This window comes from Arcobacter sp. YIC-80 (assembly GCF_044841725.1).
In the GTDB taxonomy this organism is placed as follows: domain Bacteria; phylum Campylobacterota; class Campylobacteria; order Campylobacterales; family Arcobacteraceae; genus Arcobacter_B.
The window spans coordinates 55,599-79,079 of the sequence record NZ_JBJBSI010000011.1; the positions used below are offsets into that span (position 1 = coordinate 55,599).

The window sequence follows — 23,481 nt, forward strand, 5'->3', positions numbered from 1 at the left end:
TTTAAAACTTAAATTTATTACCCTTGATAAAATGCTGAGAACAACAACACATCTTCGTTAGTCTCATTTTTTCCATCTTCTGTAATCACTTCCCCTATTATCTTCCCAATCGCGGGTGCAAATGTAATACCTAACCATCCAAGTCCCGTAGCATGAACTAGATTGTTATATGTTTCATCAAAGCCAAGAATTGGCATATCATTTGGAGTAAGAGGTCTAAACCCTGCCCACTCTACTTGCTCTTTCATTTCAAACTTATTTGTGTAAAGTCCTAAATTTTTATGAATACTATCTATTTGTTTTCTTACAATATCAGGATTTGTAGTACCTAATTCTAGTTTTGAAGTCATTCTTACTGTATTTCTTCTTGGAGTCATTGCTATAAATAAGTCAGCAAAAAGTGATGATGTTTTTGGTTTTAGTTCATCTTCCATTTTGAAAGTAACACTATAGCCTTTTGCTGGTGTCATCATGAACTTATTTTTTGCTTGCTTTGCTAAACTATCATCAGCCCCTGTTGATAATACAAAAGTTTCAGCTTCATAAGTTCCTTTTGAAGTTCTTATTTTACTTACTTTTGAGCCTTCAAACTCTAATCTTTGAACTTCTTCATTTAGTAAAAACTCTACACCTTGATTTTCAAGATATTTTTTAAGCTCAAGCATAAATTCACCTGGATCAACATGACCATTTTCTTTTAATAAAATAGAACCTATTACTTTTTCATTTAAAATAGGCATATACTCTTTTGTTCTTTCTTTTGAAAGAATCTCATAAGCATCAGGATTTGTACAAAGTGCTGCTTTTGCATCAAAAGTGTTTTGCTCTGTATAAATCATAAGTAAACCATCTTTACAAAAATGAAAGTCCATTCCATCATTTTTTACCATTGATTCATACATATCTAGACTTATTTGCCCATATCTCTCAAATAAAGCAAGTGTTCTTTTTAGTCTAGCCTCAGTTGCACTTGCAGCAAATTTTAAAAGCCATTTATATAAGTGTAAATCAAATGTTGGATGAACACTTGCAGGGGATTGACCTTTTGCCATAAGTTTTAAAGTATCAAGTACAACTCCAGGAGCACTTAAAGGTGCTTTTTTAAAGGCAGATAATAAGCCAGCATTTCCAAATGATGTACCACTTGTAATATCTCCTTTTTCTATTACTGTTACTTCTCTACCACTTTTTTGTAAGCAGTAAGCAGACATAAGCCCAATACATCCACCACCTACTATTACAATATCTTTCTTCATTTTAACTCTCCATGTAAAATTTGATATTATCTTTTTGCTATTGCTTCTATTTCTATTAGTGCATCTTTTGGAAGTCTTGATACTTCATAAGTAGCTCTTGCAGGGAAAGGCTCACTAAAGTAGCTTCCATAGATTTCATTTACTACTACAAAATCTTCTAAGTCTTTTAATAAAATAGTTGTTTTTGTAATATCTTTCATTTCTAAACCAGCTTCTTCTAAAATAAACTTGATATTTTCTAAAGATTGTTTTGCTTGCTCTTTTATAGTTTGACCTGCAAACTCTCCTGTAGTTTCATCAATAGGTAATTGTCCTGATACAAAGATAAAACCATCTTTATCTACTGCTTGTGAGTAAGGCCCTATTGCACTTGGTGCTTTTGCTGAATTTATTGCTTTCATTTTCATTCCTTTTATGATAATTTATTTTCATTGCGGTCAGTATATAATAAATTTTTATCATTGTAAATAGTTTTTATTATGAATTGATAAATTTTTATTGTATTTTTTATACAGTTATTGTTTTTTTGTTATAAAAAAGTCATATTTTTGTTTCAAAAACTGATATTTTTTATACTTTAATAACTTTAGAATATATATTATTTTAAAAGATTTATTAACATGATAACAATTTATTATCATCTTGACATTTTTTTATATATTTCTTATAATTTAGAAAATCAATCATAATAAAAAGGCATCCTTTGAACCCTTATGTTAAAAAATATATTCCTATTGCTAACTTTTTAGGCGAAGTTTTAGGTGAGAATACAGAAATTATAATTCATGATTTAACAAATTATGATAACTCTATTGTTCATATTATCAACGGACATATTAGCAATAGAAAAATAGGTGATCCTATCACTGATTTAGTTTTAGACTTTATTGCTACTGAATCAAAAGGAAATAAACAATTTATTTGTAATTATAATTCTAAAACAATTGAAGGAAGACTTTTATACTCTTCTACATTTTTTATTAGAGATGATAAAAATGAGATTGTTGGTGCTTTATGTTTAAACTCTGATTATCATGAAGTTAAAAAATCCTTATCGTTTATCACATCTTTATTACCAAACTATGTGGATGATAAGATTTTATCACTTAATAATATAAAAGAGAATCTAAATACAAACCCTCATGAAACAACATTAAGTAAAATAGATGCGATAATAGATCAATTTGATGTGCTTCCAAAAAGAATGACAACAAAAGAAAAAACAGAAATTATAAAAGCCATAAATGATTGTGGGATTTTTAATATAAGAGGTGCCGTTCAAGAAGTAGCAGACAAACTTCAAATGTCAGAACCTTCTGTATATAGATATATTAAAAAAATTAAAAAAAATTAGATATGAGTGATTTAATATCTGAAATAATAGGCTTTAGTATTGTTACAATTGTAGTAATAATGCTAGCTTATTTTACAAAAAAAATGCAAGATAAATATAAAGAAGAGGATTAATTTTAATCCTATCTTTATATAAAAAAGTTTCTATAAATTGCTATAGTAAAAACTCCAACAATTAAAGATAACAATATACTTTTTGTTTTATACATACACAAAAATATTAAAAATGCAGCGATTAAACCAATAACACCCTCTTTTAAGATAGAAGGAACAACCAAAGCCAAAAGTAATGTTGAAGGTAGATAATCCAAAAATAGTTTTAAATCCCCCTCTTCTTTTACAAACTTTGAAGATAAAAGAAGTCCTGATACTCTTAAACTATAGGTTCCCAAAGCAACAATAAATATAATTAGTAAGGCATTTAAATCAAGACTATTCATAACTTTTCCTTTTATGCAAAATCACTGCACTATATGATCCAAGTATTGCTGCAATTACTATATAGAAATTACCTTCAATATAATAACTTGAAATAATAGCTATCAATGAAGTTATAATCCAAGGTAAAATATCTGAACTACCTTTATACATACTAAGTGCCAGGGCAAAAAATATCGCCACAAAAGCAAAATCTAAACCAAATATTTTTGGATTTGAGATAAACTCTCCTAAATTGTATCCCAAAACTGTACCTATAAACCAAGTAGCAAAGATACAAACTCCTCCACCCAGTAAAAACTTTGGACTTATTTCTTGAGTTTTTAATCTTTGCATAGTTATAGCCCAAGATTCATCAGTAGCAAAGTGCATATATTTTAGTTTTTCTTTTTTACTACTTTGTTTAAATAGTGGATTCAAAGAGGCTCCAACTAAAAAATACCTTAGATTTATAAGTAAAGCAGCTGTTATCATAGCTATGATATCAAGAGTATTATCCCACATTTGAACTAACACAAATTGAGAAGAACCTGCAAAAATAAATATATTCATAAGTACTAACTCAAAAAGTTCAACTCCTTTTTGAGAGCTAAGAACACCTAATACTGAACCATAAGTAAAAACACTTATTCCAATTGGCAAATTTGCCATAAATCCATCTTTAAAATCATTTTTCATAATTGAATTTTAACAAAGAATAAAAAGAAAAATCTTGGATATAATTGCTAATTAAAAAACTTCCTATAATTTCCAGGAGTTAAACCAACATAAGCTTTAAATCTTCTATTTAAGTGACTTTGATCATTGAAACCGCACATATATGTAGTATTTATAATACTCTCGCCTTTTTGTAAAGCCTGCTTAGCTCGTTCAATTCTTTTCAACATAAGATATGAGTGAGGAGAGATAAAAGTCTTTTGTTTAAAAAGTCTTAAAAAATGATACTTTGAAATATCAAGTTCATTTGAAATATCATCTAAAGATAAATCAAGATGTAAATTATAGTTCATAAACTCTTTTGCTCTATTTATCATCTTATCATGTTCACTTAAAATAATAGGCATTTTAGCTTTACTATTATTTAAAAATAACTCATTTAAAGTACTTACAAGTTCACACTCAAAGTCAATACTTGAGTTTGTTTTATACTCATTTTCCATGATTATATTTATTAATTTATTAGCAAAAAATCTATTTTCAAAAATTCCAGAAGAGAAAAAAAGCTCTTGATTATAGAAATTTTCTTCTTCAAGCTTTTTTATAAAGTTTGGTTTAAGATATATAGAATAATGTTTATAGCCCTCATGGTACTGCGTCTGGCAAGCATGAGTTTCATCTGGATTTATCGTAATTACACAGGCTTTATTTAGCTTTTTTTTCTGTCCATCTACAAAAGCATCCATCTGTCCTTCATAAATAAGACCAATTGTATAATCTTCATGTACATGCTTATCAAAACCATAGTTATTAAAATGAGCTTTATGTAAAACTATATCTTCATTTATTTTAGGCTTCCAAAATTTTGCATCGTAAATAATATCTTCATTTTTATTCATAATTTATAGTATATCAAAAAAGCATACTTTTTTATTGGATTAAATTGCTATTTATTCTCTTTTGGAATAGAAATAGAAAACCTAGCCCCATCATTGATATTTTCTACAAATAGCTTGCCTTTCATATTTTTATCAACAATTATCTTTGACATATAAAGCCCTATTCCTGTTCCATCACTATCATCCCTTGTAGTAAAATATGGTTCAAAAATTTTACTTTTTGGTTCAACAGTTACTCCTCCACCATTATCTTCAATATATAAAGTAACTTCAAACTCTTCTTCTTTTGCCCAAATAAAGATTTTAGGGTTTTCTATCTTTTTTTCAATAAGTACATCTTTTGCATTTTTTAAAATATTTAATAATACTTGTTCATATTCATTTAAATAAGTATGAAGTTTTATTTTTTCATTTACATCAATTGTTACATTTATATTATTATTTTCTAAAGCACTAGCAACTATTGTCATAACTGAGTCTATCATACTACATAAAGTAAACTCTTCTTTCTCTTTTTTAGGCATAAAGAAGTTTCTAAAATCATCAATAGTATGAGACATAAACTCAAGAACTTTATCAGCTTCTCTTGATTTTTTGTTCATTGTTTCATCATCTAAAAGTCCCATACTATGCTTAAATTTTATATACATCAAAATTGAAGAGAGTTCTGATAAAGGCTGCCTCCATTGATGGGCTATATTTGATATCATTTCACCAAGTGCAATAAACTTTGATTTTTGAATTAAAAGTTGTTCTTTTTCTCTATTTTTTTCTACTTCATAAAATACTTTATTTTCAAGATTTTGATTTAATTCTTCTAATTCTTGGGCTTTTGTTTTTACTTTATTTTGATAATTTTTTAAAACCTCATCAATCTTTTGAGATACAGCTATTGATATTAAAATAGCAATTGATAAAAACATCACAAATAAAACTATATTTTGCCCTACTTGATTTCGAACTGTTTTTTCTAATGCCTCTCTTTTTTTCTTTATCTCTTTTTCAATATCGTCCATGTAAACACCTACAGCTATAACCCAATTCCAATTTTCATAATACTTAAAATATGATAATTTTTGTTTTATTTCATCGTTTGTATTAGGTTTTTTGTAAGCATATTGAGTATAAGATTCTCCCTTTACTTTTATCCTATTTAAAAACTCTTCTCTAAATTTTTTACCATTTGCATCTTTGTAGTTTGTAGAAATTACTTTTCCTAATAAATCAGGTCTATTTGGATTTACTATCAATCTAGCAAAATTATCACCACCATTCATATCTAAAATATCATATACAAAATAGTAATTACTTTTATTTTCTTGAAATGAAATATTATTTAAAAGTCTTATGGCATCTTCTTTTATTTCTTTTTCATTTGTATCTACTTTTGTTAAATTATAATTTAAGACATCAATAACTGTATCTATTTCTTTTTTTAATATTCTTTTTTGTTCTTCATAATACTCATGAACAAAGTTTTCCATTTGTTTTTCAAAGTCATCGTATGTATTTTTTACATAAAAATATGAAATCATAAATATCATTGACGACATAATAATAATAAAAATGTAAATAATAATTTTTGATAAATTTTTTTCTGTTATTAAATTCAATTTTTCTTGTCCTGTAACCTTTAATATGCTATGATAGCATAATATTTCTAATAAGGATTTTATCGAAATGCAAGATAATATAGTAAATAAGTTAAATGCTTTTTCAGTGCTTTATATAGAGGATGAAGATGGCATTAGAAACAATATAAAAGAGATATTAGAGCACTTATTTAAAGAGACAATTACCGCAAAGAATGCAAGTGATGGATATATCAAATATGTACAAAACAAACCTGATTTAATAATAACTGATATAAAAATGCCTCCAGGTGAAACAGGTATTGATTTAGTAAAAAAAATAAGAGAATCTGATTCAAAAACAAGAATAATAATCACATCTGCTCATACAGATTTAGAGTATATGCTAAAAGCAGCTGAACTACATCTAGTAAAGTATATTATTAAACCTATAACTCAAGAAAAATTGATGGATGCATTAGAAGCATTTATAAAAACACATGATGATAATAAAATTTTTACATTAAATGAAAAATGGTATTTTGATTATAGTAAATCTATAGTTTCAAATAATGAGGAAGTTTTCAATCTTACAAAAAAAGAGAATATGTTCTTAAAACTACTTATAACAAAAAATAGAATTATCACTTATGAAGAAATGGAAAATCAAATTTGGGATGAAGATTCTGTGATGACTCAAAATGCTATGAGATTATTTATTAAAAACTTTAGAAAAAAACTGCCAGAAAAATGCTTGAAAAATGTTCAAGGTACTGGATATAGATTAGTTATAGGAGAAGTTTAGTTGAAAAAGAATATATTTATTGCTTTAGTTACACTTATTTCAAGTAACTTACTAGCAAATGACTTCTATTATGAGTTTGATAAAAAAGTTGAACTTATCAAGCCTCTTGAGTCTGAAAGCCTAAGTGTTAATAAACAAAATGAAAACTCTGAAAAAATACATACTTATAAAACAACAAATGGAAATACTGTTCAATTTAAAGATGAACTAATAGTTCAATGTCATAAAGAAGCATATTGTGAAGATGAGTTTAGTGACTTAAATATTACAAATTATAAAAAAATAAGTAAAAGGTTTTTTCTAATAAAAGTTGAAGATACACAAAATATTTTTACTTTAGCACAAGAACTACATAAAAAAGAAGATATAAAAAGTGCTACACCAAATAAATTATTAAAGTTAAATAAAAGATGAACTTAAAACATATAAAAAATTATAGTATAGCTATTACTTTGGCTATTAGTCTTACAGCTTGTGGTGGTGGAGGAAGTGGTTCTAGTAATTCATCAAGTTCTATTTCAAACGTTGTAAACTCTGTATTAGGGAATGATTTTTTTCAATTTGCTTGGCATATAAATAAAGATATCAATGCTACATATAAAACAAACAATAACATAAACAATGAAGCACACATAAGTTTGGAAGAAGCTTGGGCTGTTACAAAAGGGAAACAAATAAATAATAGTCAGCCCATAAAGGTTGCTATTATTGATGAAGGATTTCAAGCTAATCATCCCAATATAAAAGATAAGATAATTAGTACTTATAATCCCCAAGATTTACCAAATACTCCTACAAATTTAGATGATAGTGAAGGAGATGATTTTTATCATGGATTAGCTGTTGCAGGTATTGTTGCAGGAGATGAAGTAGGAGTAGCGCCCAATGTTGAGCTTATACTAATAAATATTGATTTAGGAGAAGGTTCAACTTTAACTACTCAAAATTTACTTGATTCCTTTGAATATGCAAAAAATCAAGGTGCAAAAGTTATAAACTGTAGCTGGGGAGGAAGTCAATTATCTCAAGTTGTTCAAGATAAAATTGAAGAACTTAAAGATGATGGGATTATAGTTGTATTTTCATCAGGAAATGGAGATAAAAATACCGGACTAGCATTAGACTTAGACCAAGCGGGAAATAATGATCCATCTGAATTAACTACAGTAATAGGAGTAGGAGCAACAAGTGTTTTAAATGATGTAACTTCTTATTCAAACTATGGTTCAGCTATTGATGTAATTGCACCTGGTGGTGGAAGTTTAAATGATGGCTTACTTGGTATTTTATCACTAGATCAAAGTGGAAATGCAGGTAGAAATAGTAACTCTCAACTTTCTTATACAAATGAAAATTTAAATAACTATACTTTAACATCGGGTACAAGTTTTGCAGCGCCTACAACAAGTGGTTTAGTTGCATTGATATTATCTGTAAACCCAAATCTTACTTTTGACCAAGTAAGAAATATTTTGATTTCAACTACAGATAAAATTGGTGGAAGTAATGCTGATTATACAACAGGAAATTTTGACACTAAAAGAGCTTATGGGAAGATAAATGCTAAAAAGGCAATAGAAGCTGCACAGGCTACATTACCATAAAAAAAGATAAGTAAGAAACTCTTACTTATCTTCTAAAAATTTTACTTCTTCTTTCTTCTCTTCACTATTTATATTAGAAGTTTTTGGAACTTCAAACTCATAAAGTTTTTCAAGTTTTATCAAATAAGCATGACCTAAATATATTATATAAAATACTGCTGTAAAAAGAGTAATAAAAGGTATCATAGAAACTAAATATAAAAATAGAGTTCTTCCTCTAAAAGCATTTGCTTCTTTCTTATAGATTTTTTTATACTCTTCTTCACTTAAAAGAGTTGATGCAACATCATGATTTAAAAGCTTATGAAAGAAATAGTACAAAGGCAAAGCAAAAGCAATGATATTTAATAAAGGTATAAAATACACAGGAATTAAAAGTATAAATAAAAATATCATCATAAGTGAACTTTTAAATAAAACCCAAAGAGGAGATAGTAAAGAACCATGACCATGTAAAGTCAAATGACTATAATGCCTCTTATGAACTACACCTAAAATCATTGGTGTTAAAAAACCAATCACAACTAAAGTTAAAATAACAGAAGCTTGTAAAACTATGATAGAACCTATAGTGTAAAGAAGAAAAGCTGCAATCCAAGAAGTAAATGAATACTTAAATAAAAATACAATTAAATATGTAGCCCATACAAAATAAAATGGTGCATTCTCATCAATAATAACTTCTTGTCCATTTTGAGAAGCTTCTGCTGCTTGTTGTAGTGCTGTTATTCCAAAATCAGCAGCTGCAAAAAATAGTGAATAAATTAAAATCATAGTCACTATTAAAGGAACTAATGCAATTTTTAACATCTTTGGAGTCAAGAAGTCCTTCAAACTTCTTGATAAAATATCTATTTCGTTCAAATTCAACCTTTTAATAATTTATAAGATTATAGCTTAGTTTCACTTATCAAATCTAAGTCTATATTCACATTTTTGACAAAGTTCTTCTACTACTTTATTTTGTCTAAAGCCACTTTGTATTGCTTTTACTCTTTTAGAATTTAAAATATCTTTTATTTGTGTAGTATTTGTATTTCCAAGATTAACACAGGCATTTTGGTCTAAACAACAAGGTATTACATCACCTGATGAAAGTATTCCAAAATGTGAATCTAAACCATAACAAAAACCTTCTTTTGATACAAAATCATTTTTTAAACTAGGCCAATTAAAATACTCATCGAAATTAAAAAATAGTTTTCTATCTATTCTTATATTTTTAGGTTTATTTTTATATACCTCATCAAGTAATATATCTGTATTAAAACTTTTATTTATTTTTTCAAATACTTTTTCATTAAACTGCTTAGCACTTTGTTCTTCATCTAAATTCCATATTCTAAGATTTATAAAATACTCATGCTTTTTCTCTTGTGCATATTTTATAAAACTAATAATAGGATTTAAATACTCATCTAAACTTTTTTTATGAGAGTTTGCATTATAAGAGTTAATTGAGAAATTTATTTGTCTTATTGCCTTGTGCATTAAAGTATCAAAATGTTTTTCATTTAAATTATTAGCAGTTGTGGTAATATTTACTTCTAAATCATTCTTTAAACTAATATCTAAATATTTACCTAAATTAGATAAAACTAAAGGATCACCTACTACATGATAAGCTAACTGTTTTGTATACTCTTTTAATTGAACATTAATAGACTCAAAATGTTCTAAACTCATAGTTTCATTTGGCTTTATTTTTGGAGGACAAAATGTACACTTAAGATTACAAATATTTGTAATTTCTATATGAACTTTTTTAAACTTTTTTATATTATAGCCTTTTAAAAATTTTAGCAATTGTATCAAATAGTTCATAAAACAAAGCCTCTTAAAGCCTTAAGTAATAGTACTTTAATTATAATTCATTTTAAGTTCAAAATAAAGGTTTATAAATGGAAATGATTTTAAATGAAGATGACATAGTAGTAGGAGCACAATTTGATGGTGGAACTATTCAAGACTATGTAGATGAAAATAAAACTTATGGACTTGTAAGAATAGAAAATGCAACTGCTAACTGGTTTTTATTCAATAAAGATGAAAGTGATGAAGATATTCAAAAACTATACAATCAAGTAATTCAACAAGAGCATTTTATTCATGATGACTTTGGAGAAGAAATAGTAATTTTTAATAAACTTGGAAATAAAGAATTTATTGATTTTAAAGAAAAGATTGATGAATATTTAAATGACGAGATGGGTAGTATTTTTTAATACTACTTTATCTTTATAAAAATACTTTTTTATAAATCTCATCAAAATTTTCTATATCATTTGGAGAAAAAGACTTATCTCTACTCTCATCCCAATATAAAAACTTATGTCTTAATGATTTTCGTTCAATAAACTTCAAATAATAAGCTGTAGCTAATACTTCATTTGATTTATTATCTATAAACCTATATTTATATTCATCATATATTTCTGGGAAAAAACTGTTGATTTTTTCCACATTTATTGAATATCTAGCTTTTTTTATGTTATCAAAGTCTTCATAATATTCATAAGAATTTAAAGGTAATCTTATTTTTTTGTATTTATATCTTTTAAATTTATACTCAATTGAAGGTATTTCAAGAAACTTTTCTATATGTTCTTCATGAAAAGCTATGATTTTTTGCTTATTACTTGAAGATAAGTTTGCTAACTGATTTATATCATAGCCATACACTTTTATAGTAGAAAGACTTTCTATTCTTCCATATTGATTTTTTTGTGCTTGCTTATTAAAAGTACTATTGTATGAAGTAATAGAATAAAAACTCTTAATTGCATACTTTAAAAGTAAATCATTATAAAATATACTTAATGTCAAAACTAAAGATATCATAAAAATGATTTTTGATTTAAATATCCTAAATAATATAAAACTAAAAAAAATACAAAAGCTTATAAATGACAAATTTGCTGGAATAAACAAAAAATTATCAGGAATTACAAATTCAAAAGATGTTGGCATTTATATTACTTTAAAATATAAGGTAAGTCTCTTTTAATACTTTCTAATAAATCTTCATTTAGAAAAAACTTACACTCTTGCTTCTGTATATTCTTATAACAGTAAGCACATACATATCTATTTCTTTTTATAATCTCAATACTTTGTTCTAAAGTAACTTGTAATTCTTCATTACTCACATAATAATCATACATCTGTTTAATTTCATCTTTTATATCATCTTTTATAAAAACAATACTATCTTCCATAAATTCTATTACATTTTTATCATTATTTTTTATGTGTAAAAAAGCCTCTTTTACATCATCAAATCTCATATCAAATTTTGCACCTACTAAAAGTACTTCTTTTAAATTATCTAAATCATTTTTTTGAAAGTAATATTGTAATAATAAATTTAAATAATGCTCTTGAACATCAGTATCATACTCTTCTATAAATTCAAATACTAAATCTGCATTTTCTATCTTTTTATTATCTATAAGTTCATTATGAAGTACACCTATTTGGGCGATTATTTCATGTAATCTATCACTCATTAAAGTTTTCCTATTTTTAATTTGTCAAATTATATCCAATAGAAGATATATTCTACTATAAAAATATGCTTAAAATGTTACTTTATTATACTTTGGAAAAATATAATAATATTAATTTATAATTCTTTATTATTGATATAAAAATATAACTTATAATTATAAATATACATAAAAAGGAAAAGTGATGACAATTCTAAAAAAACTACTTTTTACTCTATTTATTCCAGTTTTATTTTTAAATAATTTAAATGCAGAAAAAATAAATGATAAAGCTGCATTAAATGGAATAAAAGAAGCAAAAAGTGTATTTCTTATAGACTTTACAAATGTTAGAAAAACTGCTTTTTACTTAAACATCATAGAAGGTACACACAAAGGTTTAATAAAACAAGGTGTTAAACCTAAAATGGTTTTAGTATTTATTGGTGAGACAGTAAAGTTTTTAAGTACAAAACAAGATGAAGCTTTTGAAATGGAACATGAAGAACATTTAGAAGCTATTCAAAACTCTATAAAAAACCTAAGTAAAGCAGGCGTAAGAATGGAAGTTTGTGCAGTTGCTACAAAAGTATTTAAAGTAGATAATAATACTATTCCAAAAGAAATGAATATTATTGCAGATGGTTTTATCTCTTTGATAGGATGGCAAACACAAGATTATAAATTAGTTCCAATTTTTTAAAATTGGAACTAAATAACATCTACATCTTTTACATCTATTCCAGAAAGCTTTTCCATTTTTGTTTCTACAATATCTAAAAAGTCTGCTTTATTCTTTTCATCCATATTGTTTTCTAACATTTCAGTAATATATTTAATACCATTTGCATTTATTTTTTTTGCGCTTGCTAAATAGTGTACAAAAGCTATCATTTTAACATCATTAATAGAGTAAAGTTTTTTACCATCAATTTTTTTAGGAAGCAACCCTTTATCTTCATACATTTTAAGTGTTCTTACTTTTGCTGTTAGAAGTTCAGCAATACTACTTAGAGGTAAAATATCTTTATCATTGTTTAATAGTGCCAAAATTATCCTTTAATTTTTTTCTTGAATTATACAATTTTTTCTATAATTTTATTCTAAATTTTTCTTTACTTTACTTTTTATTAAATAAGATATAATAAAATTAATAAAGAAAAATCAAAAGGAAAAGTATGAAAAAAATAGCAGTTTTATTACTATTAATTAGCACAATACTAATAGCCCAAACAAAAACTGAACAAGTACCAAAAGAAAAAATAAATGAAAAAATAAATTCATTGAAAAAGCCTTTGTATAACCCATTTGTAGAGAATTATATTCTTAATGAATTAAAACAATTAAGAGATGAAAATAGAGACTTAAAAATTGAGTTGCATAAGACATTGGCAAAAAAAGAAGTTGACATATCTACAAATGTAATTAATTATGCAACATCAACAATAAATAATATGTTTTATATTATTGCAGCAGCCAGTTCTATTTTAGTGATTATTGGTTGGTCTTCTATTAAAGATATTAATGAAAAAGTAAAACACATGATTGATGAAAAAACATCAAAAACTATTTTAGAATATGATGAAAAAATGTCAATGTTTGAAAAAGACTTAGCAAAAAGAGCTAAGCAAGTAAAACAAAATGAACAAGAAATAGAAATAATGAATGCTATTCACTCATTATGGCTTAGAGCTTCTCAAGAAACTACACCAAGTGGTAAAATTGAAATTTATGATGAGATTTTAAAAATCAGACCAGATGAAGTTGAAGCCTTAACATATAAAGCAGATGCTATTCTTGATTTAGGTGAAGCTAATTGGGCATTAAATTTAACAAACCAAGCTTTAGAAATAGATAGTGATTATCCAAATGCCTTTTATCAAAGAGCAAAAGTATTTGCAGTTTTAGGACAAGAAGAAAATGCTATTACTGATCTTGAAAAAGCAATAGAATTAAATGAAGAATATATTTATAAAATAGAAGATGAAGAAGAATTTGAAGAATTAGTAAAACATGAAGGCGTTCAAACTATTTTAGAAAAAAAAGTTGATTTAACATAAAAAAGTAGAGGATTTCCTCTTCTACTTTTTTACTAACTAACTTACTTAGCAGCCTTTGCTTCTTTTATCCAAGCATTAACTTTTTTCTCATTTGTTTTCATCCATGATTGAACATGTCTTTTTATATCTTTTTCTTTATTTTGTCCATTTGCCATAAGCATATTTTGACCTGAAATATCATTTACATTTATTTCCATAATATCAAATAGTTTTGCTATATCTTTATGATTTGTTTTTACACTTGCATTTGCTGTAATTTTTTGATGATTTACATTAAATCCATAATCAGAGCCATTTGGTAATTTAGTTGAAGAAGTATTTGGGTTAGCACTATGTGTTACTTGTAAAAATACTACATCTTTTCCTGGAACTAGTTTTCCTGAAACCCAATATGGAGTCCATGTATAATATAAAACTGGTTTTCCCGTTTTGTAATTTGCTATAGTATTAGCAATAAGAGCAGAATACTCACCTTGTTTATGTTCAACAGTATCTCTCATACCATAAACATCTAACTGATGTTCAACTACTTTTTCACATCCCCAACCTGCATTACAACCTGTTAAATCAGCTTTTCCATTTCCATCTAAATCAAAAACCTTAGCAATTTTTGGATCTTTTAAATCATTAAAATATTTAATATTATATTTTTGAGCTGTTTTTTTATCAATCAAATAACCTTGAGCACAATTTGATACAAAATTAGAAAATTTAGCAATTTTTTTATCACCACCAACATTTTTTATTTTTTCACTATGTAAAGGATCCCATGTTGAAGCTAAAAAATACACATCTTTACTATCTGCATTATTTGCTAACGTTTGATATGCAATATCATAATTTATGTCATTTGTTTCAGTAACTTCATGTCCCATTTTTTTTAATACTTCTGAAACAACCATCATTTGAAATGCTTCTTCTGCTATATTAGATTTTATTGCTGTAACTTTTGCTCCAAATAAGTTTATGGCTAAAGCAAAAGAAACTAAGCCCCCAACTAATAATTTTTTATTTAACATTTTTTCTCCTTTTTATGTTATATATAAGACCTATAGGTCCTTTTTCAAACCATCTTCTTTTGTCTGTTTTATCTTTCTTACCCATTTCTTGAGTTAATCTATCTAATATAACTGCCAGAAGAACAATACCAAGACCTCCAACAGCAGCTAAACCTACATCAAGTCTTCCAATACCTCTTAATACCATTTGACCTAAACCACCTACTGCAATCATAGAGGCAATTACAACCATTGATAAAGCAAGCATTAAAGTTTGATTTATCCCAGCCATTATTGTAGGCATAGCAACTGGAATTTGAACTTTCCATAACATTTGAGATGAGCTTGCTCCAAAAGATCTTGAAGCTTCTATCAAATCTTTAGGTACTTGTCTAATACCTAAATTTGTAAGTCTAATAAGAGGAGGCAATGCAAATATAATTGTTACAATAACTCCTGGAACATTACCAATTCCAAATAACATAACAATAGGAATCAAATATACAAATGCAGGTGTTGTTTGCATAGCATCTAAAATAGGCCTAACTACCTTATCAACAGTATCACTTTTTGCACTCCAAATACCAAGTGGTAAACCTATTATTATTGAAAATAATACAGCTGTAATTACTAAAGATAAAGTAATCATAGACTCTTCCCAAGCCCCAATAAATCCAATAATTAAAAAAGAAATAAAAGTTCCCAAAGCAAGCTTTTTTGTAGAAAACTGCAAGGCTAAAAATACAAAAAATAAAATTACTACATAAGGATTTAAAAAAAGTAAAAAACTCTCAATTGCTTTTAATACAACATCAATAGGAGCTTTAGCAGCTAAAAAAACATCTCTAAAATTTGCTACTAGCCAATTAATCCCCGTATTTGTCCAATCATCAAAAGGAATAAGTACATTTTCAAAAGGATTTAAAATATTAAATTCCTTTACTTCTTCAACAGGAGTTTGAGAAGCTTCTTGCGTCCAATCAACTGATGAAGTTTTATCTTCTTGTGCAGTTGAAGCATTTCCCCATGGATCACTACTCATTTTCTACTCCTTCATCAAATATTTTTAATAAACTACTTTTAGATATCGTTCCCATATACTTTCCTGCTTTATCAATAACTGCTGTTGGATAATTATGCTCTGCTACTTTTGCAATAAAATCTGATATTTGAATATCATCACTAATTGGCTTTTCATCAATAACTGCATTATGAATACTTCCACCTAAAGTTTTTTGCTCTTTCAAGGAATCTAAGGTTAAAATACCTATATATTTTCCACTTTTTTCAACAAAATAAGCATAATCTTCATCAAAATCACTTATATACTGTAATGCCGATTTAATACCTGTACTTTCTTTATTTATTATAGTAGGTCTAATTTTTTTAGCAATATGAGAAGCATTTAAAACAGAGGTTACATCAACACCTTTAAAAAATGATTTAACATAATCATTTGCCGGATTATTTATAATATCTTCAGGTGTTCCTATTTGAACAATTTCACCATTTTGCATAATAGCAATTCTATCACCAATTCTAATTGCCTCATCTAAGTCATGAGAAATAAATACAATAGTTCTTTTTTCTTCTTCTTGTAAAACTAAAAGTTCATCTTGCATTTCTGTTCTAATTAGTGGATCTAGAGCTGAAAAAGCTTCATCCATCAACATTATCTCAGGATCATTTGCCAAAGCTCGTGCTAAACCAACCCTTTGTTGCATCCCACCACTTAACTCATCAGGATATGAAAATTCATGCTGAGATAGACCAACTTGAGCTAAAGCTTTTCTTGCTTTTTCATATCTTTGATTTTTACTAATATCACTTAATTCTAAACCAAATGAAACATTATCAATAATATTTAAATGAGGCATTAATGCAAATGATTGAAAAACCATAGAAATTTTTTCTCTTCTAATATTTATTAATTCTTTATCACTTAAATTTGTAACATCAGTATTATCAATTAAAATTTGTCCAGAAGTAGGTTCTATTAACCTATTAAGAAGTCTTACTAAAGTAGATTTGCCAGAACCAGATAGTCCCATGATTACAAAGATTTCACCTTCATTTATTTCAAAATTTGCATCTTGAACACCTATTGTCATACCAGTTTTTTTAAAAATATCTTCTTTTGAAACACCATTTTCTAATAGTTTTAAAGCCTTTTTTGGACTGTCACCAAAAACTTTGAAAACATTTTTTACTGTTAATTTATTCTTTTTATTTGTATTAATATCCAAACTCCATCATAATAATTGTAATATATTTACACTTATTATGTATTAATTAAGCTTAAAAAAATATAAAATATACATTTCATCTGTAATTTATAAATTTTATAAATATATTTTATTACCTAATCATTGATGTAATTAATATAAAATTTTGTGAAATTTTATAGAACTATAAGATTGGAATATCTATTTGAAAAGAAGCACCAAAAAGCTTTTTATTTTCATAAATATAAGATTTATTTTTTACTAGGATTTTACCTTTTAGTTGTTTTGTAATAAGTTGATGAGTCATGTATAAACCTATACCTGTTCCTATTGATTTGTGTTTTGTAGTAAAATAAGGTTCGAATATTTTATCAATAATAGAATCATCAACACCACCTGCACTATCTTTTACTTCCAACATGATTTTTTTATTTTGTTTTTTTAATGTTATAAATAAGTATCTATCATTACTGTTTATATTTTTTTCTTTAAAAGCATCTTTTGCATTGTTTATTATATTTATCAATGTTTGAACAATGATACTATCATTATTAAACATCATAATCTCTTCTGAATCAATCTTTACAGTTATATAATTAGCTTTTAGTAAGTCTTTAGTAATATCATAAACTTTATCAAGGACTTCTTTTACATTAAATTCTTTTAAAATAGAATCATCATCTTTAAAAAAACCTCTAAAATCATCTATTGTTTTTGATAAATACATTGCTTGTGATTTTACTCGGTCAAAATTTTTTAATAAAGTTTTTTTATCTAACTCATTATTTAATTCAAGTTGGAATCTTAATCCACTTATACAAGTAGTAATTACAGATAAAGGTTGTCTCCATTGATGTGCGATATTTCCAATCATTTCTCCAACAGCAGCTATTTTAGATTGAGTATATACTATTTTTTGAAGATTAATCAATTCACTAATATCTGTCAAAACAAGAATAAAGGAATTATTACCATTATAAAAATTGATGTTTACTAAATATATTTGTTCTTTCTTTACAATAGTATTGTTTATTCTTAACATTTTATTATTAAGCAATGCAAACTTTTTTTCTTTTACATATTTTTTAAACTTATTCTTTGTTAAAAAGTCTTCTTCTTTAGTATCTATAATATAATTTTCAAACTCTTTATATTCATTTATATCACTTAAAGTAAATAAATCTGTAAATTTTTTATTGACTTTTTTTATACAATTGTTTTCATACAAAATAATTATATTTTTTTGATTATCTATAATATTTTGTAAGTTTTTATTACTTAGCTCTAATTCTTTTTTATTTCTTATTGTTTTATATCTTTGTTCAATAGCAACTGAAATTAAATATATAAATACAGCAATAGAAATAAAACATAAAACTATAAAAATATTATATTTACTAGTAATAAAAATCAAATCTTTAAAATCTAAATATGATACTATGTATCCTGCAAATTTATTTTTTGTATCTTTAATAGCTAAAAAACTTATTATATAACCTTTATCATTACTAATCAAAGGAATATAAAAACTTTCATGTTTTTTATGTAGTTTCAAAAACTCTTCATTTTCTTTTAGCTTTTTATTTAATCTTTTAATCAAACTACTATTAATATATTTTTCGGTTATATTTGAAATAAGACTATTTTCTAAATAATAATCGTCAGATAAATCAGACTTAATAAAATATTTTCTTTTTGAACTAAAAACCTTTTGTAGTGTAGTTTCCTTATTCATCAAAAGAACATACATATTTGAATTAAGAACATCTTTAAGTTTTTTTTCCACAGAATCAAATGAGATTGAAAATTCAACACTCCCTAAATGATCACCTTCATAAACTATAGGAAATACATATCTAAAACCAGGAAATACTCTTCCTCCTTCAAAACCAAAACTTTTTTCTTTTTTTATATTAGCTATTTTAATAGACTCCCTAAAATCTATTAATTCATCTCCACTATTAGAAGGATTATGAAATCTTAAAAGACTTTTCCCTTCATGAGTATGGAAATGAAACTGTCTTAATCCACTTTGTTTAAGCTGTTCATACTCTTTGTAAAGTTCTCTATATAGTAACCCCCTATATATACTTTTATTTTCTTCCTTAGAGTATTTAAATTTTTTAAGTAACTTTAATACTTTTTTATCTTTTACTATATAATTAAAATCTTTTTTTGCTGCTAATTTATAAGTATCTAATATACTTTTATATGCTAGTTTAGTTGCCTCTAATTTTTGTTTAGAAACAATATCAATATCATTTTTTTCTAAACGACTTAGAATAAAACTAAAAATCAAAAAAGCAATGATGAAACTAAAAAAATACATAAAATATTTTTTATTCATTTATGTTTCCCACAAAAGGTATTTTATTAATATTAACTTTTAGATTTCCATAATCTTTTTGAGTTGCTAAAGAAAAACCATACCTTCCTTTTTTTAAAGTAGATAAGGTTTTAGTATCTATATTTAAAAGTGTTTTTTTTATCTTACTAGATAAATTATCACTAATAGTATTTTTATTCCCTACAAGTGTAAAACCTGGAAGAAGAATACTCCTTTTTATAATACTAACACCTAAACTTTCATACTTTTTTGCTATATCTTCTTTTGCACCAGCTAAAATATGTGTTCCTTTAACTAAAGACAATAAAGAGTTTTCATGGGACATTTCATAAGAATATAAAAAGTTTTCCAAACTTTTATCATATTGTTTTTTTAATAAAATATTTGTCATGAAATAACCACAAGTAGATAAAGGTTGAGTTAAAGCAATTTTTACGTCTTTAGAAATATCAATATTAGAAGTTTTAAACTTTGCTAATACACATCTATAATTATGCTTTTTATTTTTTTCTTTAAAACTAACCAATGGTTTAACTCCCTTATATTCAGAATAAAGTGCAATATAAGGAAGAGGCCCTAAATAAGCAATATCAACTTCTTTATTTTTAATTGCATCAATAATATCTTTATAGTTTTGATAAAATTTGTATTCAATTTCTATATTTAATTTTTTTTCCAAATAAGATATAAGAGGATTAAAGTCATTAATTATATTTGATTTTAATTTTGTAGGTAAAGGTGCAAAAACAATTGAATTAACATTTTTAGCATTTAATAAGCTAAAAAAAAGAAGACATAAAACAATTGTTTTTATGAAATTCATAAAATAAACCTTAATATAATATTTCTAATTATATTAAATAATTATTAATGTCAATTTAAAGTAATACTATAATATGCTGTTTTTAGAAAGAAAATCAGAAATAATCTTAGAATGATCAAAAACTAATTTATTTTGAGGTATTTCATCAACTAAATATATAAAAACTTCTTTTGCATCATCACAAGCTCTTGGAATACCATAAGCCTTACATATATAAACTACTGATACAGTATGAAATCTACAATCCCTTTTTGGATCAGAATAAACTCCTAATAACGACTCTATTTCAACATCTAATGATGTTTCTTCTTTCATTTCTCTAACAAGGGCATTTTCTACACTCTCACCAATATCAACAAAACCTCCTGGTAGAGCAATGCCATAGGGTTTATTTAATCTTTCTATAAAAACAATACCTTTAAAGTTTTTATTATTATCATAAAGTTTTATAATTCCATCAACACTTAAATGAGGTGTTTTTATCATAATCTCTCCTTAGTATATATATTTTTCAATATTATACTAAGTTTTCAACTATATATTTTGCCAATGAAGTAAAATAGTTATCAATATTTTCAGAAAAGATTATAATAATAAAAGTAAGTACTATAAAATTAAAAAAATATGTCATTTATAATCCTATTATTATATTTTACTTGTAATTATATATTAAATAATCTTACAAATAAATAATAATAATGTTATAGTGTCTGTTATATATATAATTTTATAATTATATACAAAGTTTTAATAATATTTTATGTAATATGTAACTTTTAATATAAACTTTAAATAAGGAAAAATAAAATGAAGTTATTAATCATGCTTGTTTTACTTTTTTTAAACATAAATGCTTCTAATATAATTCAAATAAATGATAAAAAAGTAAAATTAAGTAATTTTGAAATTTTATATTATATAAATGACTCAAATAATATAGATATTAATAATATTCACGAAGTAAAGTTTAAAAAAGGAAAAAATAAAGCTTCACTTGGTAGAACTGTAAAAAATACATGGATAAAAATAGTATTAAGAAATAATACGAAAGATAAAATGCAATTATCTCTTCATCAAAGTATGGCATTTACTCTCAATAAAATATTATATTTTGAGAAAAATAAAGAAGGAGAACTTCTAAAAAAAGAAGAACTTAATATACAAAATCCAAAAAACTCAACATTACTTAAAGGATCAAATGCAATTTATCCCATATCAATTAATCCAAAAGAAATAAAAACACTTTATATTAATCAAGAATCAAGTGCTTATCACTTTTATAACTTTTCAATTTTTGACAATATAGAATCTATAAAATACTTAATTTATGAAAAAGCTGATGGTTTATTTTTCTTTGGTTTATTGCTTGCTTTAGCATGGTATAATTTTTTATTCTATATTTCAACTAAATATAAAGAGTATTTATTCTATTCATTATATCTATTTAGTGCCACTATCTGGATTTTTTATATGTATGGCTCTTTAGCTCACTATTTTAATGTATATGGAGAAATTGCTACTAAATTCAATTTTGCTTTAATGTTAATACCTATTTTCTTAACTTTATTTATACAATCAGTTTTCGAAACAAAATATAAGTATAAAAAAGAACATTTATTTTTAAATAGTGTAATTACATTACTATCTTTAAATTTTCTATATGGACTAATTAATTATAATCATTCATTAGTCTTATTAAGTATTACCTTAAATTATTCATTAGTTGTATTTTTATTAATAAGTATAAGTATTTATAAAAAAGGTAATCAAGTTATAAAAATATTTTTAATAGCACATATCTTTTATATTGCATTTACTTTATATGGCATCTTATTTTATATAGGAATGGTTGAATTTAACTACATATCTTCACATAGTATAGGAATAGGTATTATAATAGAAGCATTAACACTTTCTTATTTAATATCTTATAAATATAAAAAAATTGAAAACGAAAAAATAAATGCTTTAAATGATAAAATAAAAGCACAGTCTTTATTAAATGAAAAAAATAAACTTCTAAAAATCACAAATGAAAAATCAGAAGAACTTAAAGTCTTAAATAAAAGGCTTGAAGAACTTTCTATAACAGATAAATTAACAAGTTTATACAATAGAACAAAAATAGACGATACTCTACAGAGACAATTAAAATATACAAAAAGATATAATGAAGATTTTAGTCTGATTTTAATAGATATAGATTTCTTTAAAAAAATAAATGATACTTATGGTCATCAAGTAGGAGATACAATCCTAAAAGAGTTTGCTCAAATTCTAAAAGATAATATAAGACAAACTGATACTGTTGGAAGATGGGGAGGAGAAGAATTTATAATAATATGCCCTAAAACGAATTTAGAAGAAGCAAATATTGTATCCCAAAAGATTAAAAATAAAATTGAGAAAACTAGTTTCTCAACTATAAATAACTGTACTGCAAGTTTTGGTATTAGCACTTATAAAAAAGGTTTAGATATAAAAGATATTGTAAAAAATGCTGATGAAGCTTTATATAAAGCAAAAAGTAATGGAAGAAATACTATATGTTATAAAATATAAAGTGGATGGGATAGCAGGATTCGAACCTGCGAATGCTGGTACCAAAAACCAGTGCCTTACCGCTTGGCGATACCCCATTATGAGTTCAAAAAAATTGTATAGTTAAAATAAAGTGGAGCTGGTGAAGGGACTTGAACCCCCGACCTGCTGATTACAAATCAGCTGCTCTAGCCAACTGAGCTACACCAGCTTCCAAAAATATTAAGTATTATTCACTTTGTGAATAATGGTGTCAAGAGAGAGACTTGAACTCTCGACCTCCGGCTTATGAGACCAGCGCTCTAGCCAGCTGAGCTACCTTGACACTGACTAATTGGTTGCGGAAACAGGATTTGAACCTGTGACCTTCGGGTTATGAGCCCGACGAGCTACCTAGCTGCTCTATTCCGCGTTAA

Annotated in this window: 25 protein-coding genes and 4 tRNA genes; 8 read left to right on the forward strand and 21 right to left on the reverse strand. The window is 25.6% G+C overall.

What is annotated here, in order from left to right; genetic code table 11:
• Positions 1-17 precede the first annotated feature (17 nt).
• Together ACH5BK_RS12770 and ACH5BK_RS12775 are read right to left on the reverse strand one after the other, a co-directional pair.
• Entirely contained in the window at positions 18-1,256 is a 1,239-nt protein-coding gene (locus ACH5BK_RS12770) for an NAD(P)/FAD-dependent oxidoreductase (protein ID WP_404308015.1), read from the reverse strand.
• Between the two features lie 26 nt (positions 1,257-1,282).
• Positions 1,283-1,657: a RidA family protein gene (locus ACH5BK_RS12775; RefSeq protein WP_404308017.1), complete on the reverse strand. Its 375-nt coding sequence runs from the start codon at positions 1,655-1,657 to the stop codon at positions 1,283-1,285.
• Positions 1,658-1,959: 302 nt separating this feature from the next.
• On the opposite strand from ACH5BK_RS12775, the gene ACH5BK_RS12780 reads away from it, so the two are divergent.
• Positions 1,960-2,610 carry a transcriptional regulator gene (locus tag ACH5BK_RS12780; RefSeq protein WP_404308019.1) on the forward strand — a complete coding sequence of 217 codons (651 nt, stop codon included), beginning with the start codon at positions 1,960-1,962 and terminating at the stop codon, positions 2,608-2,610.
• Positions 2,611-2,737: 127 nt separating this feature from the next.
• Here the strand turns inward: ACH5BK_RS12780 and ACH5BK_RS12785 are convergent, their stop codons facing one another.
• The 4 genes from ACH5BK_RS12785 to ACH5BK_RS12800 are packed head-to-tail and all read right to left on the reverse strand — an operon-like array spanning position 2,738 to position 6,138.
• Positions 2,738-3,049, reverse strand: coding sequence for an AzlD domain-containing protein (locus ACH5BK_RS12785; protein WP_404308021.1), 312 nt, complete (start codon positions 3,047-3,049; stop codon positions 2,738-2,740).
• Positions 3,042-3,725 carry an AzlC family ABC transporter permease gene (locus tag ACH5BK_RS12790; protein WP_404308023.1) on the reverse strand — a complete coding sequence of 228 codons (684 nt, stop codon included), beginning with the start codon at positions 3,723-3,725 and terminating at the stop codon, positions 3,042-3,044. Before ACH5BK_RS12790 ends, ACH5BK_RS12785 begins: the two co-directional genes overlap by 8 nt.
• Positions 3,726-3,772: 47 nt before the next feature.
• Positions 3,773-4,603, reverse strand: coding sequence for an AraC family transcriptional regulator (locus ACH5BK_RS12795; protein WP_404308025.1), 831 nt, complete (start codon positions 4,601-4,603; stop codon positions 3,773-3,775).
• Between the two features lie 47 nt (positions 4,604-4,650).
• Positions 4,651-6,138: a cache domain-containing protein gene (locus tag ACH5BK_RS12800; protein WP_404308027.1), complete on the reverse strand. Its 1,488-nt coding sequence runs from the start codon at positions 6,136-6,138 to the stop codon at positions 4,651-4,653.
• A gap of 145 nt (positions 6,139-6,283) precedes the next feature.
• On the opposite strand from ACH5BK_RS12800, the gene ACH5BK_RS12805 reads away from it, so the two are divergent.
• The 3 genes from ACH5BK_RS12805 to ACH5BK_RS12815 are packed head-to-tail and all read left to right on the forward strand — an operon-like array spanning position 6,284 to position 8,583.
• The gene (locus ACH5BK_RS12805) at positions 6,284-6,979 is read left to right on the forward strand and encodes a response regulator transcription factor (RefSeq protein ID WP_404308029.1); all 696 of its coding nucleotides are present in this window, start codon (positions 6,284-6,286) and stop codon (positions 6,977-6,979) included.
• Positions 6,980-7,393 carry a hypothetical protein gene (locus ACH5BK_RS12810; RefSeq protein ID WP_404308031.1) on the forward strand — a complete coding sequence of 138 codons (414 nt, stop codon included), beginning with the start codon at positions 6,980-6,982 and terminating at the stop codon, positions 7,391-7,393.
• Entirely contained in the window at positions 7,390-8,583 is a 1,194-nt protein-coding gene (locus ACH5BK_RS12815; protein WP_404308033.1) for a S8 family peptidase, read from the forward strand. The genes ACH5BK_RS12810 and ACH5BK_RS12815 overlap by 4 nt, the downstream gene beginning before the upstream one ends.
• Before the next feature lie 21 nt (positions 8,584-8,604).
• On the opposite strand, the gene ACH5BK_RS12820 is transcribed toward ACH5BK_RS12815, so the two are convergent.
• Positions 8,605-9,447 (reverse strand): EI24 domain-containing protein, encoded by an 843-nt coding sequence (locus tag ACH5BK_RS12820; RefSeq protein WP_404308035.1) that lies wholly within the window; start codon positions 9,445-9,447, stop codon positions 8,605-8,607.
• A gap of 39 nt (positions 9,448-9,486) precedes the next feature.
• Positions 9,487-10,407, reverse strand: coding sequence for a radical SAM/SPASM domain-containing protein (locus tag ACH5BK_RS12825; RefSeq protein WP_404308037.1), 921 nt, complete (start codon positions 10,405-10,407; stop codon positions 9,487-9,489).
• Between the two features lie 77 nt (positions 10,408-10,484).
• Between ACH5BK_RS12825 and ACH5BK_RS12830 the strand changes: the two genes are divergently transcribed.
• Positions 10,485-10,808: a hypothetical protein gene (locus ACH5BK_RS12830; RefSeq protein ID WP_404308039.1), complete on the forward strand. Its 324-nt coding sequence runs from the start codon at positions 10,485-10,487 to the stop codon at positions 10,806-10,808.
• Between the two features lie 13 nt (positions 10,809-10,821).
• On the opposite strand, the gene ACH5BK_RS12835 is transcribed toward ACH5BK_RS12830, so the two are convergent.
• Positions 10,822-11,553: a hypothetical protein gene (locus tag ACH5BK_RS12835; RefSeq protein WP_404308041.1), complete on the reverse strand. Its 732-nt coding sequence runs from the start codon at positions 11,551-11,553 to the stop codon at positions 10,822-10,824.
• A 5-nt stretch (positions 11,554-11,558) separates the two neighbouring features.
• Positions 11,559-12,092 carry a hypothetical protein gene (locus tag ACH5BK_RS12840; RefSeq protein WP_404308043.1) on the reverse strand — a complete coding sequence of 178 codons (534 nt, stop codon included), beginning with the start codon at positions 12,090-12,092 and terminating at the stop codon, positions 11,559-11,561.
• Between the two features lie 184 nt (positions 12,093-12,276).
• Between ACH5BK_RS12840 and ACH5BK_RS12845 the strand changes: the two genes are divergently transcribed.
• Positions 12,277-12,774: a DsrE family protein gene (locus ACH5BK_RS12845; protein ID WP_404308044.1), complete on the forward strand. Its 498-nt coding sequence runs from the start codon at positions 12,277-12,279 to the stop codon at positions 12,772-12,774.
• Positions 12,775-12,782: 8 nt separating this feature from the next.
• Here the strand turns inward: ACH5BK_RS12845 and ACH5BK_RS12850 are convergent, their stop codons facing one another.
• Positions 12,783-13,121, reverse strand: coding sequence for a MerR family transcriptional regulator (locus ACH5BK_RS12850; RefSeq protein WP_404308046.1), 339 nt, complete (start codon positions 13,119-13,121; stop codon positions 12,783-12,785).
• 128 nt (positions 13,122-13,249) lie between these two features.
• On the opposite strand from ACH5BK_RS12850, the gene ACH5BK_RS12855 reads away from it, so the two are divergent.
• Positions 13,250-14,131 carry a tetratricopeptide repeat protein gene (locus tag ACH5BK_RS12855; RefSeq protein ID WP_404308048.1) on the forward strand — a complete coding sequence of 294 codons (882 nt, stop codon included), beginning with the start codon at positions 13,250-13,252 and terminating at the stop codon, positions 14,129-14,131.
• 41 nt (positions 14,132-14,172) lie between these two features.
• Here the strand turns inward: ACH5BK_RS12855 and proX are convergent, their stop codons facing one another.
• The 6 genes from proX to ACH5BK_RS12885 all read right to left on the reverse strand — a co-directional run bounded on the left by proX (position 14,173) and on the right by ACH5BK_RS12885 (position 21,010).
• Positions 14,173-15,150, reverse strand: a complete 978-nt coding sequence (proX, locus tag ACH5BK_RS12860; protein ID WP_404308050.1) for a glycine betaine/L-proline ABC transporter substrate-binding protein ProX — start codon at positions 15,148-15,150, stop codon at positions 14,173-14,175.
• Positions 15,140-16,171: a glycine betaine/L-proline ABC transporter permease ProW gene (gene proW, locus ACH5BK_RS12865; protein WP_404308052.1), complete on the reverse strand. Its 1,032-nt coding sequence runs from the start codon at positions 16,169-16,171 to the stop codon at positions 15,140-15,142. The genes proX and proW overlap by 11 nt, the downstream gene beginning before the upstream one ends.
• Positions 16,164-17,375, reverse strand: a complete 1,212-nt coding sequence (gene proV / locus ACH5BK_RS12870; protein ID WP_404308054.1) for a glycine betaine/L-proline ABC transporter ATP-binding protein ProV — start codon at positions 17,373-17,375, stop codon at positions 16,164-16,166. The genes proW and proV overlap by 8 nt, the downstream gene beginning before the upstream one ends.
• A gap of 163 nt (positions 17,376-17,538) precedes the next feature.
• Positions 17,539-19,701 (reverse strand): cache domain-containing protein, encoded by a 2,163-nt coding sequence (locus ACH5BK_RS12875; protein WP_404308056.1) that lies wholly within the window; start codon positions 19,699-19,701, stop codon positions 17,539-17,541.
• Complete coding sequence (locus ACH5BK_RS12880; RefSeq protein WP_404308058.1) at positions 19,694-20,524, reverse strand: phosphate/phosphite/phosphonate ABC transporter substrate-binding protein; 831 nt, start codon at positions 20,522-20,524, stop codon at positions 19,694-19,696. The genes ACH5BK_RS12875 and ACH5BK_RS12880 overlap by 8 nt, the downstream gene beginning before the upstream one ends.
• Before the next feature lie 66 nt (positions 20,525-20,590).
• Complete coding sequence (locus ACH5BK_RS12885) at positions 20,591-21,010, reverse strand: NUDIX domain-containing protein (protein WP_404308060.1); 420 nt, start codon at positions 21,008-21,010, stop codon at positions 20,591-20,593.
• A 321-nt stretch (positions 21,011-21,331) separates the two neighbouring features.
• Here ACH5BK_RS12885 and ACH5BK_RS12890 point away from each other — a divergent pair, with 321 nt between their 5' ends.
• A complete protein-coding gene (locus ACH5BK_RS12890; RefSeq protein ID WP_404308062.1) occupies positions 21,332-23,086 on the forward strand; it encodes a diguanylate cyclase in 1,755 nt (584 codons plus the stop codon).
• Between the two features lie 2 nt (positions 23,087-23,088).
• Here the strand turns inward: ACH5BK_RS12890 and ACH5BK_RS12895 are convergent.
• The 4 genes from ACH5BK_RS12895 to ACH5BK_RS12910 form a co-directional block, all read right to left on the reverse strand.
• Positions 23,089-23,163 (reverse strand) — tRNA-Gln (locus ACH5BK_RS12895).
• 36 nt (positions 23,164-23,199) lie between these two features.
• Positions 23,200-23,276 (reverse strand) — tRNA-Thr (locus tag ACH5BK_RS12900).
• 37 nt (positions 23,277-23,313) lie between these two features.
• Positions 23,314-23,390: transfer RNA gene (locus ACH5BK_RS12905), tRNA-Met, on the reverse strand.
• A gap of 10 nt (positions 23,391-23,400) precedes the next feature.
• Positions 23,401-23,477 (reverse strand) — tRNA-Met (locus ACH5BK_RS12910).
• Between the last annotated feature and the right edge of the window lie 4 nt (positions 23,478-23,481).